Source organism: Caballeronia concitans, assembly GCF_001544615.1.
Lineage (GTDB): Bacteria > Pseudomonadota > Gammaproteobacteria > Burkholderiales > Burkholderiaceae > Caballeronia > Caballeronia concitans.
Window position 1 is genome coordinate 119,988 of sequence record NZ_FCNV02000012.1, and the last position, 12,921, is coordinate 132,908.

11 protein-coding genes and 1 tRNA gene are annotated in these 12,921 nt (G+C 62.9%); 6 read left to right on the forward strand and 6 right to left on the reverse strand.

Features of this window, described 5'->3' with window-relative positions; genetic code table 11:
• Positions 1–6: 6 nt before the first annotated feature.
• Entirely contained in the window at positions 7–480 is a 474-nt protein-coding gene (locus AWB72_RS23040; RefSeq protein WP_052450192.1) for an Lrp/AsnC family transcriptional regulator, read from the reverse strand.
• A gap of 154 nt (positions 481–634) precedes the next feature.
• On the opposite strand from AWB72_RS23040, the gene AWB72_RS23045 reads away from it, so the two are divergent.
• Positions 635–901, forward strand: coding sequence for a DUF3253 domain-containing protein (locus tag AWB72_RS23045; RefSeq protein ID WP_040053675.1), 267 nt, complete (start codon positions 635–637; stop codon positions 899–901).
• Positions 902–1,166: 265 nt separating this feature from the next.
• A complete protein-coding gene (locus AWB72_RS23050) occupies positions 1,167–1,358 on the forward strand; it encodes a hypothetical protein (protein WP_040053676.1) in 192 nt (63 codons plus the stop codon).
• A gap of 75 nt (positions 1,359–1,433) precedes the next feature.
• On the opposite strand, the gene AWB72_RS23055 is transcribed toward AWB72_RS23050, so the two are convergent.
• A complete protein-coding gene (locus tag AWB72_RS23055) occupies positions 1,434–2,345 on the reverse strand; it encodes a sterol desaturase family protein (RefSeq protein ID WP_040053737.1) in 912 nt (303 codons plus the stop codon).
• Between the two features lie 256 nt (positions 2,346–2,601).
• Here AWB72_RS23055 and AWB72_RS23060 point away from each other — a divergent pair, with 256 nt between their 5' ends.
• The 3 genes from AWB72_RS23060 to AWB72_RS23070 all read left to right on the forward strand — a co-directional run bounded on the left by AWB72_RS23060 (position 2,602) and on the right by AWB72_RS23070 (position 6,594).
• Positions 2,602–3,825, forward strand: a complete 1,224-nt coding sequence (locus AWB72_RS23060) for a PepSY-associated TM helix domain-containing protein (RefSeq protein ID WP_040053677.1) — start codon at positions 2,602–2,604, stop codon at positions 3,823–3,825.
• Between the two features lie 194 nt (positions 3,826–4,019).
• Positions 4,020–6,203 carry a TonB-dependent receptor gene (locus AWB72_RS23065; RefSeq protein ID WP_040053678.1) on the forward strand — a complete coding sequence of 728 codons (2,184 nt, stop codon included), beginning with the start codon at positions 4,020–4,022 and terminating at the stop codon, positions 6,201–6,203.
• 172 nt (positions 6,204–6,375) lie between these two features.
• Positions 6,376–6,594 (forward strand): hypothetical protein, encoded by a 219-nt coding sequence (locus AWB72_RS23070; RefSeq protein WP_040053738.1) that lies wholly within the window; start codon positions 6,376–6,378, stop codon positions 6,592–6,594.
• 101 nt (positions 6,595–6,695) lie between these two features.
• Here AWB72_RS23070 and AWB72_RS23075 read toward each other — a convergent pair.
• From AWB72_RS23075 to AWB72_RS23085, 3 genes are all read right to left on the reverse strand, one after another.
• Positions 6,696–6,772: transfer RNA gene (locus AWB72_RS23075), tRNA-Val, on the reverse strand.
• An 83-nt stretch (positions 6,773–6,855) separates the two neighbouring features.
• Positions 6,856–9,840, reverse strand: a complete 2,985-nt coding sequence (locus AWB72_RS23080) for a putative bifunctional diguanylate cyclase/phosphodiesterase (protein WP_040053679.1) — start codon at positions 9,838–9,840, stop codon at positions 6,856–6,858.
• 152 nt (positions 9,841–9,992) lie between these two features.
• Positions 9,993–10,637, reverse strand: coding sequence for an N-acyl amino acid synthase FeeM domain-containing protein (locus tag AWB72_RS23085; RefSeq protein WP_374728915.1), 645 nt, complete (start codon positions 10,635–10,637; stop codon positions 9,993–9,995).
• Between the two features lie 416 nt (positions 10,638–11,053).
• On the opposite strand from AWB72_RS23085, the gene AWB72_RS23090 reads away from it, so the two are divergent.
• Positions 11,054–12,190: a porin gene (locus tag AWB72_RS23090; RefSeq protein ID WP_244285717.1), complete on the forward strand. Its 1,137-nt coding sequence runs from the start codon at positions 11,054–11,056 to the stop codon at positions 12,188–12,190.
• A gap of 308 nt (positions 12,191–12,498) precedes the next feature.
• Here the strand turns inward: AWB72_RS23090 and AWB72_RS23095 are convergent, their stop codons facing one another.
• Complete coding sequence (locus AWB72_RS23095; RefSeq protein ID WP_244285718.1) at positions 12,499–12,747, reverse strand: hypothetical protein; 249 nt, start codon at positions 12,745–12,747, stop codon at positions 12,499–12,501.
• Positions 12,748–12,921: the final 174 nt, after the last annotated feature.

Below are 12,921 nucleotides of genomic sequence, written 5' to 3' on the forward strand. Positions count from 1 at the left end.
GATCGCCTATTCGGCGGGACTCGGCCCGCGCTCCAGATACGTCGAGAGCGCGATATAGCTGCGCGTGCCCGTGAAGCCTTCGATGGAGTGGATGCGTTCGAGCAGATCTTCGAGCGTTTGCGTATCGCGGGTGCGCACTTTGAGCAGCATGGCGCTCTCGCCCGTCACGGTGTGAATCTCTTCGACATCCGGCAGCTCCTTGAGCGCGAGCAACTGGCGCGTGACGTTCCAGCTCGTCGTATCGACGTGTACGAACGCGAGCAGCGGACGCCCGAGCTTCGCGCCATCCAGCGACGCGACCGTGGCCGTGATCACGCGTTCGCGCTTGAGCCGCTTCACGCGCTCATGAACGGCCGGCGGCGACAAATGCAGCGCTTCGCCGAGTTCCGCGTAGCTGCGCGTGGCGTCCTCGGCGAGGAGGGCGAGCAGCTTGCGGTCGGTGTCGTCGAGACGCGCGGGCGGCGAGTAGGCCTTGCGCATGCTCTGCGCCTTCGGAGTCGTGGCATCAGGCATTGTTTTGTTGAATGTCACGTTGTGTCGTAGGAACATCGACTCTAGCAAAGATGCCGGCGTTCCCAATCGGCCTGACGAAGGAAGCGCGTCATGACCACTCCGTCAAGCGAGCCGTTCCACGATGACCGTATCGAACCTGGACATTGAACGTTGCTTGATCGACTTGCTGAGCCGGCGTGCGGCAACGGCGTCGATCTGTCCGTCGGATGTGGCGCGCGCGCTCGTGTCCGATGAAGACGGATGGCGCGCACTGATGCCGTCCGTGCGGCAAACGGCCGCGAAACTGGCGCGCGAGGAAAGGATCTCGATCACGCAAGGCAGCGAGACGTTGACGCCGGATCGAATCGATCATGGCCCGATCCGCTTGCGACGTGGCCCCAAGTTCTAGCCATGTTCAATGCCGCACGGCACGACCACGCCGCTTGATCGTGCCTGGCAGCAGCGTTCACGCCGAATCCGCAGCCGACCGTAGGCAGATCAATGCCTTCCATGAAACATATTTAGGACATTTGATGGTTCAAATGCGATCGACTCAAACCTATCATCGATGCTTGCGGTCACACGGTATCGACGTGGAACGATGCCGGCCAAGGCCGGAGAGTTGTCGGAACGCGGTGGATCGGCCGCATCACATCATGAAGAGGACTTTGACAATGCAAAAGATCGAGCGCAACGCACTGGCTCACGCGAACATCGCTGGCGGCGCCGCGAAGAGCGGTACCTTCACCCTTCCGGCTGGCGGCGCGAGCGTGCCGGCTGCCGGCACCACCACGCAAAGCGGCTCGGCCAGTTCGACCATCACCGTCAACGGTCAGACGGTCATCAGCCAGACGGTCACGTTCTGACCGCTCTCAGCCGATAGCCGAAGAAGCAAAAGGCGGATCATGCGATCCGCCTTTCTTCATTCCGGCGTTCCGGGCTCAGGAAGCCTCGATCGCCTTGTCACCGCGCTTCGCGCGCTTTTGCAGTTCCTCCGTCGTTTCGCCTTCGCCGTTCGGCAGCCAGCCCGGCGGACGGAACACGAAACCCACCGCATCCGACACGCTCTTCGCGTTCACCACGTCCTTCGCGAGGCTCTTCCAGTGCTCCGTTTCCACGACGATCGGATTGCGCGAGGTCGTCGGCGTCGTGAGTCCGTAGCGGCAGGGTTCATCCGCGCGCTCCTCGACATACGTGCCGAACAGGCGATCGAAAATAATCAGCACGCCGCCGAAGTTCGCATCGAGATAGGCCGCGTTCGACGCATGATGCACGCGGTGCGACGAAGGCGTGTTGAGCACGTATTCGAGCCAGCCGAGCTTCGGAATCCACGTGGCGTGCAGCCAGAACTGATAGAGCAGGTTGATCGACAGCGCCGCCAGCACCACTTCCGGCCGCACTCCGAACCAGACGAGCGGCGTGAAGAACATCGCAGCGCCGGTGATCTTGCTCGTCCAGCCGAGCCGGTACGCGGAAGAAAGCGTCAGCTGGTTGGGCGAATGATGCACGGCATGCGTCGCCCAGAAGAATCGCACCGTGTGCGATACACGGTGATACCAGTAGTAGCAGAACTCCATGCCGATGAAGAGCAGGATCACGGTCAGCGCCGAATTGGTCGTGACCGTGTGGATGCGATGCTCCCACGCGAAAGCGAACACCGGCGTCGCGAGCGAAAGCGGGAGGAACGCGAGCAGCTTGCGGCCGACGAGATCGGCGAGAGAAATCCAGACTTCGTGCCAGTCGAATGCCTTGTCGGTGCCTTTGTGCATGCGGCTCAAGACGAACGCTTCGAGCATTGACGCGGCCAGCACGATGACCAGCACGTATATCGATAATTTTCCGATCAGTTCCATGATGTCGCTCTCGGTGAGTTGCGGATGCACGCACTGTAGTGATCGGGCGGATTAAAAACCACGCAGGATTTATGTCGCGCGATGTCGCGACGTCGGCACGCGCGGCGCGCCCAGCAGCCAGGCGGCTCCGGCGCGCTTTACGAAACGCTTGTCGGTATCGCGCGAGGTCTATAATATTGCGAATAATTCCCATTTACGCAATAGAAGGTCGAATGAGCGCAGCCGCCCCGCATCTCCCGTCGAAGGCATTCCAGGCATGAGGCCGGTTCTCGTTCGACTGCATCGCTGGTTCGGCGTCGCCTCCGCGCTGTTTCTGTTCGTCTCGGGGCTCACGGGCGCGATCATCGCGTGGGAGCACGAAATCGACGCGGTGCTCAATCCGTCGTTCTTCCTTGCGCGCACGGACGGCGCGCCGCTGCCGCCGCTCGAACTCGCTCGCCGCGTGGAAGCCGCCGATCCGCGCGTCGAAGTGACGTATCTGCCGCTCGGCGTCGAGCCGGGGCACACCGCGCAGATGATGGTCTGGCCGCGCACGAATCCGTCGACGGGCGCGCCGTATGCCGTCGATTACAACCAGATCGCCGTCGATCCGGCCACCGGCGACGTGCAGGCGCGCCGCATGTGGGGCGCGGTATCGCTCGCGCGCATCGATCTGATGCCGTTTCTCTACAAGCTCCACTACACGCTGCATCTGCCCGTGCTCGGCGGCGTCGATGTCGGCACATGGCTGCTGGGCATCGTCGGGATCGTCTGGTTCCTCGATAGCGGCATCGCGCTCGTGCTGTCGTTCCCGAGCGTGAAGGCGTGGCGCAAGTCGCTCGCGTTCCGCTTCCGGCGCGGCGGGTATGCGCTGACGTTCGATCTGCACCGCTCCGGCGGCGTCTGGATTTGGGGCCTGCTGCTGGTGATGGCGCTCACGTCCGTCTCGATGAACCTGAGCGATCCGGTCGTGCGGCCGATCGTTTCCGCGTTCTCGAAGCTGTCGCCATCGTTCTTCGAAAACGCCGATCTCGTTCGCGCCGGTCCGACGGGCCACGCAACCGTGACGCGCGCGCAGATTCTAGACACCGCCGCGCGCGATGCGAAGCGCGAAAACATCGCGGAGCCGATGGGCGCGCTGTACTACGTTCCCGCCATGCAGGCGTACGGCGTCGGCTTTTTCGCGCCGGGGCGCGATCACGGCGACGGCGGCCTCGGCAACGCGTGGCTGTACTACAACGGGCACACGGGCGCGCTCGCGGGATCGTCGATTCCGGGGCGCGGCTCGGCCGGCGACATCTTCATGCAGGCGCAGTTTCCGCTGCATTCGGGGCGCATCGTCGGGATCGCGGGGCGGATTCTCGTCAGCGCGGTGGGCGTCGCCGTGGCCGTTCTGAGCGCGACCGGACTCCTCATCTGGATGCGAAAACGCGCGGCGCGGCGGCATTCGGCGGCGGCAGCGGACGCGCGGGCGCCGCGGGGGCGGTCGTTGTCGTCGTGAGCGCGGACTGCCGCGGGGTTGCGCGACCGCAAATTTCGCGCATTTTGAAATGATAACAAGTATCATTTACGTTAAAATTCCGCGCACAGTCGAGCCGCCGTCCGCACAGGATGGACGAACGACATAGAAAAATGCCGCCCGGATTCCAACAATGCCCGGGACGGAACCGACCACCACCGACGCTTCTCCGATTCATGCCCGTTCTCCGTTCGCAAACCCTGCAGGCCGCGCCTGCACAGGCGCTGGCGCATCGCGCCGTCATCGTCGCGGCGATTGCCGTCGCTTTCTCCGCTCCCGCTTATGCGCAGGACGCCTCTCCATCGGCTGACAACACGCTGGCGGCGGTCAAGGTTCAAGCGAGCAAAGAGCAGCTTCCCGGCGACCTCGCGCCGACATTCGCGGGCGGCCAGGTCGCGCGCGGCGCGGACTTCGGCGTGCTCGGCCAGCAACGCACGCTCGACGTGCCGTTCAGCATGACGACGTACACCTCGAAGCTGATCGAAGACCAGCAGGCGCGCACCATCGGCGACGTGCTCGCGAACGATCCGGCCGTGCGCACCGCGTACGGCTTCGGCAATTTCGCGGAGACGTACATCATTCGCGGCTTCCAGCTCGACGGCGACGATGTCTCGCTCAACGGCCTCTACGGCATCACGCCGCGCCAGCTCGTCGCCACCGATGCGCTCGAGCGCGTCGACGTGTTCAAGGGCGCGAACACGTTTCTGAACGGGGCGTCGCCGAACGGATCGGCGGTGGGCGGCGGGTTGAACCTGCAATTGAAGCGCGCCGACGACAAGCCGCTCACGCGCGTCACGCTCGACGGCACGGCGTCGGGGGAAATCGGCGCGCATGTCGATGTGGGCCGGCGTTTCGGCAGCGAAGGGCAGTTCGGCATCCGCGTGAATCAGGCGAATCACGACGGCGAAACGAGCATCGACGGCGAACATCGGCGGGACAACACGACGGCCGTTTCGCTCGACTGGCGCGGCGACAAGCTGCGTCTGTACGGCGATTTCCTGTATCAGCGCCAGCGCGTGAACGACGGCCGGCCGACCGTGAACGTGAGCGGCGGCTTCATTCCCGAGACGCCCTCGGCCACCTACAACTATGCGCAGACCTGGAGCTACAGTTCGATCGAGGATACGGTCGGCATCCTGCGCGCCGAATACGACTTCCTGCCGGGCTGGACCGCCTATATCGCGGGCGGCATGCGCCACACGGACGAGCACGGCGAATACTCGTCGCCGACGGTTTCCGCCACGGGCACGACCGCGTCGCGGCTCGGCGTGCCGCACAAGGAAGACGGCAGTTCCGCCGAAGCCGGCGTGCGCGGCCACTTCAATACCGGACCGGTCTCGCATTTCGTGACGGCGGGCGCGTCGATCGTACGCGTCGATTCGATGTCGGCGTACACGTTCGCCGGCGCGTTTCCGACGAGCCTCTACGACACGCCGCAGGTGCCGTATCCGGCGAGCACGCTGTCGGCCGGCAATCTCGCGAATCCGGGCACGGTCGGTCTGAACCTGATGCGCAGCGCATCGGTGTCGGACACGCTCGGCTTCCTGAACGACCGCGTGCTGTTCACGGTCGGCGCGCGCTATCAGGAACTGCACACCGACACGTTCGATTACACCGGCAAGCCGACGCGCGCCTACGACGATTCGATCACGACGCCGCTCTTCGGCCTCGTCGTCAAGCCGTGGCAGAACGTGGCGTTCTTCGCGAATCGCAGCGAGGCGCTGGCTATCGGCGATTCCGCGCCGAACACGGCGGTGAACTTCGGCGAGCAGTTGCCGCCCGAGAAGTCGAAGCAATACGAAGTCGGCGCGAAGTACGACAACGGCAAGTACGGCGCATCGCTTGCGCTGTTCCAGATCGAAAAGCCGCTGACGTACACGAACAGCGCGGGCTTCTTCGTCGATAACGGACGCGAGCGGCATCGCGGCGTGGAGGCGTCGGTCTATGGCGAGCCGTTGCGCGGCGTGCGCCTGATCGCGGGCGCGACGTATATTCATGGCACGCAGCTCGACACCGGCAGCGCGACGACGGACGGCAACATGCCCATCGGCGTGCCGACCTTCATGTTCAACGTCAACGCGGAATACGACGTGCCGGTGCTGAACGGCCTCACGCTGACGGCGCGCTGGATCCACACCGGATCGCAATATCTGAACGTGACGAACACGCTGTCGATTCCCGCGTGGGACCGGTTCGATCTCGGCGCGCGCTATGCGACCGTGCTGTTCGGCAAGCCGACGACGTTCCGCGCGAGCGTGCTCAACGTGGCGAACAAGTCGTACTGGTCGTCGACGATCGGCGGTTATCTGACGCAAGGCGCGCCGCGCACGGTGCTCCTTTCGATGACGACGGACTTCTGATTACCGTCGCCTGACATCTTCTGTACGAACGCAGCAAGGACAAACGCCGCCGGTTCATGTCGCGAACCGGCGGCGCTGTTTTTGCCTGAAATGGATGCATATCGGGCCGACGCGGCATCGGGCGCGGTATAAAATTTATCGTATCTGCCTTGCGCGTCAGGCGCACATCATCATGGAACCGACCTCGAGTAAAGAACCGTCTCGCCGGCGCTTGTCGAAGCGCTCGCTCAATGTCCTCTCGGCGCTGGTCGGCATCGGCACGCTGGCGCTCGGAGTCGGCTGGCTGATCTATAGCTGGATCGTCGATCTGGAGGTGCCGTACTTCGCCATTCCGCTCGTGCTGACGGTGCCCGTGATCGCGGCCGTGGCGTTCAGGAACATGTGGGACTAGCGATCGTTCGATCGACATTGAAAATGAGCCGCACAAAAACAAATCGCCGCGATATACGCGGCGATTTGTTTTGATGCGATTTGCTTCTGATGCATATGCGTTGGTAGGCTCGATTGGACTCGAACCAACGACCCCCACCATGTCAAGGTGGTGCTCTAACCAGCTGAGCTACGAGCCTGTTGAGCCGCGCATTATAGAGAGCCCCAACGCGATATACAAGCCCGGCCGCGAAAATTCTTTCCAGGGGCAATGAGACGCGCCTTAGATCGCGTTTTCCTGCTGCACGCGTGCGTTCTTGCCGTTGGTCCGGGCGTCTCCGTCCAACGCGTCTTCGGCATCGAGATAACGCTTGACCTCGGCGTTCGTCACGAAGCTCGCAGCGGATGACGCCGTGAGAATGTCGCGAGCTTCCTGCGGTCTTGCGATCGCAAAGCCCTGCACGTAATCGACGCCCAGTTCCTTCAACGCATCCAGCGTCTGCAGGTCTTCGACCCATTCGGCGATGCTGCGCATGCCGAGATTGCGCGCGAGATTGATGATCGCCTCGACGATCGCGATGTCGGCCGGATGATTGCACATCGTGCGGACGAACTCGCCGTCGATCTTGAGCGCATCCGCCGACAGCTTCTTCAGGTAGCGCAGCGACGTCTGGCCCGCGCCGAAATCGTCGATGGCGATCTTCGCGCCCATGTCGTGCACGCGCGCGATGAATCGCTCCGTATGTTCGAGATCATGCAGCGCGACGCTCTCCGTGATCTCGATGCACAGGTAATGCACGACATCCGCGTAACGCGAGAAGAGCGCGAAGAGTTCGTCGAGGAAATGCTCGTCGTTGAGCGAGCCGCCGCTCAGGTTCACGCACACGAAGCGCGTCTTGGTGAGCGACGCGCGGTTCTCCGCGAGCCACGCGAGTGTCGTGGACAGCACCCAGCGGTCGATCTGCACGATGGTGCCCGAATCCTCCGCGGCGGCGATCAGCTTGCCGGCGGTCGCGACCGCTCCGTCCTGAGTGCGCAGGCGCAGCAGCACTTCGAAGTCGAGCGCCTCGTTGGGAGCGTGCATCGACATGATCGGCTGCATCACGAGGAAGAGGCCGTCGGGCAGGCGGCTTTCGCCCAGCGCCTCGATGAGGCTGATTTCGGCGGCGCGCTCTTCGAACGCTGGCGCGCCCCGGCGCAGCGCGACGAGCCGCGCATTGCCGCCGCGTTTGGCGGCGCGGCACGCGCGGTCCGCATAGGCGAGGGCGTCCTGTCCGCGCTCGTCCTGCGAGCATTCCACGACGCCGATCGATCCCCTGACCTGGAACGCACGCGTATCCACGACGAACGGCGCCGCGTTCAGCGCGGTGACGAGTTCGCGGCAGCGCGCGATGGCCTCGTCGATGGTCATGCCCGCGAGCACGCACACGAACTCGTCGCCGCCGATGCGCCCGATCGGCACATGCGAGCCGAGCCGTTCCACGAGCCGCGTCGTGACATGCCGAAGTATTTCGTCGCCCGTGCTGTGGCCGAACAGGTCGTTGAACACCTTGAAGCGGTCGAGATCGAGATACGCGAGCGCCCACGTGCCGCCTTCGCCGCATTGGCGCGCGATGGCGTGCTCGATGCCGCGCCGGTTCAAGAGGCCCGTGAGCGAGTCGTGCTCGGCAAGGAAATGGAGCCGCTCGACCGCCTTCGAGCGGTCCGTGACGTCTTCCAGCGAGCCTTCGATGAAACCGTTCGCGCGAATGGCCCGAAGCGAATAGCGGCGCACGTCGGCGCTCGCGCCCGACGCGCCAGACGCACCCGATGCCCCCGGCGTGCCTTCGATTTCGATCGACGCCGAATCGTCGCCCTCGAGCAGTTCGTTGAGCGCACGTTCGGCGCCCGGCGCGAAGTAATCGGCCCAGCGATGCGTGCCGTATCGCCCTTGCGGGAGGCCCAGCATTGAATGCAGCGCCGGATTTGCGCGAACGAAGCAGTTGTCGCCGTTCAGCGTGAAGAGGCCGATCGGCGTGACGTCATAGGTGTTGCGCAGTTCGATCTGCATCTGGCGACGGCGCTCGCGTTCGTCGCGCATGCGTTCGGCGATGGCGAACGCGCACAGCATGCTCGAGGACAGCGCCGTCACGACCGGGCTATGCGTGCCCGCGAGTCCCTTGAGCCCGAACGCGGCGGCGAGCACTTCCGAGAGCGTCGCGAAGAGCACGATGCCCATCGACGCGACATACCAGAGCACCGTGCGCGACCGCGCCTTGACGACGAGTTGCGCCAGAAAGTACGTCAGCACCAGAATGCAAAAGCTCGCGCTCGCCCACAGCACGGGAATGAAATGCGCGTAGCTCAGCGTGAATGCAGCGGCCATCAGCAGGCATCCGCCATAGCGCACGGCGTGCAGCGTCCAGCGCAGGCCGATGGCTTTCAGCTCGCGCCGGAACAGTTCGACGAAGAGCGTCGTGGTCAGCACGTAATACGACGCGAATGTGAATTCCCGCAGAAACTCGATATGGCCGGGCGGAATGAGCCGGCCCATCCATTCGGTATCGAAACCCATTGCGTTGGCCGTCAGGCGCAGATTGCCGACGAGCCACGCGGCAAAAATGACGTACGTCCATTCGTGGTTGATGATGGCCGTCACGAACACGAAGATGGCAAGTGTCAGCAGGCCGCCCGTGATCAGCGACGCGCCCTGGTGAAAATCGAGAGTGCTTTCTTCGAGCTTGTCGCGGCTGAGTGCGGTCGCGGTGATGTATGCGGGGCCGGAGAAGGTGCCGCGGCAAAGCACTTGCGTTTGCCGCGTATCGCCGTCGAGCCTGAGCGCGAAACCGGCCTTGTTGAAGCGGATGTCGCCGCTCGTGCCGTAGCGGTTGCCGGCGCCGAGAAGCGTCGGGGCGGGATTCGTTTTCCAGCAGGATATCGTTTGCGCGTGCCGCGACGGAAGATCGATGAAGGTGCTTGCCTCAGGGCCGAGCGAAGGCGCATCGAGCAGGAACCAGAAGGGCGTTTCCGCGAGATGCGTGCTGAAACGCGCGGTGCGCGGCGTATCGCGCAGCCGGGCGATGGCATCGGCGGGTTGAAGTTTCGCGGATGGATCGGCGATCACGTGAAAGCCGAGCGGGACCGTGCCCGTCGTATCGAACTGACGCGGCGCCCAGAAAATGACCGCAAGCGTGCCGAGCGCGATCACGCACGGCGCCACGTACACCGAGAAACGCAGGAACGCCCAACTGGTCAGCCGGTCCCGAAACGCCCGCTTGTCGCTTGTCATTTGCCGCCCTTTCCCATTAACTCCGACTTCCGTCCCTTTCATTGTTGCGGCAGCCCGCAGCGACGGCACGAACGCGCCGACGCTGGGGAACCGCGAGTCCGCCCGGATCGCTCCGGGCAGAAGTGTGCCACCTTACACGTCGCTCAACGATTTCAGGCCATTACACCCGGCGCGGTTGCGGTTGTAACCGCTACAGCAACCGGATTCGAGGCGACGCTGACATCGATGTCGACGTGATCCGTTTCGAAAAAGAAGCCATAGAACGAGTGATTAACCGCCGCCCAGCGCTGGCGCACGAGCGCCACCGGCTTCGCCATCACGCGATGAGGCATGCCGCCGACGTGCGTCATCGGCAGAAATTCGTTCTGGCCGTACACATCGCCGAAAAGCATCGCTTCATATTCCCGATCGAGCGGCGAACGCGCCGTAATCAACATCCAGTCGATACCGTTCTGCACGCAATACTGGTAATACGCCTTGCATAGCGCCACCTTGACCATTCGGCCGATCGCGCCGCGCGCGACGCCGAGCCGCGTCGCCTCGGCGAGGTTTGCATCGGCGAGCCACTCCGGCAAGCGGACCGACTGCTCGACCGCAAGCGGTCCGAACGTGTTCGTCTGAATCCGCATGGTGCCGAGCGGACCGCCATCCAGCCGCGATTGCGCGAGCAGCACGACGGTGCCAGGCGCGGCGTCCAGCGCTTCCACGCCCATTGTTTCTGCGAACTCCGGCAAGTGTCGCCCATAGGCGGCGCGGCGCATTTCGACGGCTTTGCCGAGTTCAGTCGGATCACTCACCACCTTAATCGTAAACGGCAATCTTTCCGTTTTCTTGACCGTGTCCGCAGGCCAGTCTGCTTGGAGTGACGTTAATCCCATATGTTGCGTCAAAAGCGCTGAATCGATGCGATCCATTTTTTTTATCCCGTTGTTAGAGGAGGAAAAAAGTACATCGCGCCAAGGGCATAGGGGCTCTGAGCGCGACGAACTAGATTCTCACGAACGTTAAGGACGTGATGTGTCTCGCCGTTCGAGCGAAAGCAGCGTTTCAAAAAGACGCGAGTAGGTTTTACATGCGGGATGGCGCATCGGCTTTTTTGACGCGCGGGCTTAGTCGGGAAAAGTCAAGTCGTTTTCGACTCACTCGGCAGAGAGTTACGCGCGCTCGTGCGTTGCTGGTAGTCTGCGGCCTTCGCAACGCATTCGGACAGACGATGAACCTGGAGATGACGCGCGGACCGCGACCGCTGAGTGTGTTTTTGACGGGCCTCGCGCTATATGGCGCAACGGAGGCGGCGCGCGCGCAGTCTTCGGTGACACTGTACGGACTCGTCGACACGGCCGTGCGCTACACGACTCATGCGGACACCGCGGGCAACGACCGGCTGCAACTCGCTAACGGCGGTCTTGGCGAAAGTCACTGGGGGCTGCTCGGATCGGAAGACATCGGCGGGGGAAACAGCGTCGTGTTTCAACTCGAGAACCGCTTCTTTCCGAACGGCGGCACGAGCGATCCCTCTTATCCGTTCTTCAATACGGCGTTTGTCGGCGTCCGCTCGTCGACGTTAGGGCGGCTGACTTTGGGACGGCAAGTCAATCCGTTTGCGTCGGCCGTGCTGAGAAGCTACGTCACCAATGCGTGGCTGCCGACGGTTTATCTGTTCAGGCCCGAAGTCGGCATGGCACAGGGCGTGTGGGCCAGCAACATGGCGAAGTACACGGTGCGCTGGCAGGACCTGACGATGGAACTCTCGTATGCGTTCGGCGGCGCGGCTGGGGCATTCGGCGCGGGCAGCCAGATTGGTGCATCGGTGTCGTATGCGCCGGCCTGGCCGTTGCGGCTCGGGGCCGGATATCTCGATACGCGCGATGCAGTGAATTCTTCCGCGCACTTTAAATCTTGGACCGCGGGCGGCGCTTATACCTTCGGCAACACGACGGTGAGCGCCGGTTGGGCCATGAATCGCGAAGACCGTGCATATCTCGGCAATGCGCCGAACGGACCGTACACGCCCGCGCAACTCACGGCGCTGGGATTCACGCAATTGTCATCGCGCGAGATGTTCTTTGGCGGCGTGACGCAGTTGGTCGGAACGCGAACGCATGTGTCCGCCAATGTGTGGCGCACGCTTCAGGTCGGCAAGACCGCGAGCGGGAACGGCAACGCGACGCAGTTTCAGGTGGTCGCGGATCATGGCGTGTCGCGTCGCACGAGTCTTTATATCGAAGCCGATTATTCGCTGTATCGCGGCGGATTGGTTGGCGCGCAATTGCAGGGAGTGAGTGGCGTTAGCGCAGCGAGTGGGTCGACTCAGCTCGGCGTCATGGGCGGGCTGCGGCATGCTTTTTGATGACGAGTTGGTTCGACTGCATGGTTTCAGATGATACGGACGACGAAATAATCGAAACGCGCCTGCGATGGGGGGTGAGTTTTCTATTCCTTCATGGTCCGGTAAAAGTCGGACGAGGCACCAACACCGATCAAGGAAATAAGGATTCCTTTTCAAGAAGCGGAGGGACGATGGCTTCTTGCGCGCATCCATCGCAGGCGTTGCGGCGTTCAAGAGAATATGCGGTTTCGGCATCGTGAGGCGAACGGGCCATTCGTAGGCTCCAAGCGATAGGAACCGCCGCGCGTCGAAGATGACGCAGGCCCATGTCACGCAGCCGATTCGTCTTCGTCTTGCGCTGCCTGAGCATGCGGTTTGACGGCAGCGAGATGCGGAATGTCTTTGCTCGGAGCGTGAAAGAACACGCGTTCCTCGAGCGATGTGACGGTGTGAAACGCGTGAGGATTTTCGTGGCGCAACCGTGCGATGAAGGCATCGATTTCAGCCATTCGCCGACGCGCATCACGCAGAACGGCAATTTGCATCAGGGATTTACGTTGGTCGGATGTCAGATACACGTTACTTCCTTTCCATCGTGGGACGCGGGCTCAAAAGGCGGCGGGGCGACGTTTGATGCTATCGCCGCCGCGATACGCAGCGCGGATTCGAGCTAAAAATTCTGATCAACCCGGCATCTGCGTCCCATCAGAAAAACCTTAAACTTCAGCAACGTTGCATTACGCGATGAGATG

Bases quoted from the DNA above. Each gene is read 5' to 3' on its own strand.
- AWB72_RS23070 (WP_040053738.1), top strand. From the start codon at position 6,376: ATGGAACCGACCTCGAGTAAAGAACCGTCTCGCCGGCGCTTGTCGAAG.
- AWB72_RS23055 (WP_040053737.1), bottom strand. From the start codon at position 2,345: ATGGAACTGATCGGAAAATTATCGATATACGTGCTGGTCATCGTGCTG.
- AWB72_RS23060 (WP_040053677.1), top strand. From the start codon at position 2,602: ATGAGGCCGGTTCTCGTTCGACTGCATCGCTGGTTCGGCGTCGCCTCC.
- AWB72_RS23080 (WP_040053679.1), bottom strand. From the start codon at position 9,840: ATGACAAGCGACAAGCGGGCGTTTCGGGACCGGCTGACCAGTTGGGCG.
- AWB72_RS23090 (WP_244285717.1), top strand. From the start codon at position 11,054: ATGAACCTGGAGATGACGCGCGGACCGCGACCGCTGAGTGTGTTTTTG.
- AWB72_RS23065 (WP_040053678.1), top strand. From the start codon at position 4,020: ATGCCCGTTCTCCGTTCGCAAACCCTGCAGGCCGCGCCTGCACAGGCG.
- AWB72_RS23045 (WP_040053675.1), top strand. From the start codon at position 635: ATGACCGTATCGAACCTGGACATTGAACGTTGCTTGATCGACTTGCTG.
- AWB72_RS23040 (WP_052450192.1), bottom strand. From the start codon at position 480: ATGCGCAAGGCCTACTCGCCGCCCGCGCGTCTCGACGACACCGACCGC.
- AWB72_RS23050 (WP_040053676.1), top strand. From the start codon at position 1,167: ATGCAAAAGATCGAGCGCAACGCACTGGCTCACGCGAACATCGCTGGC.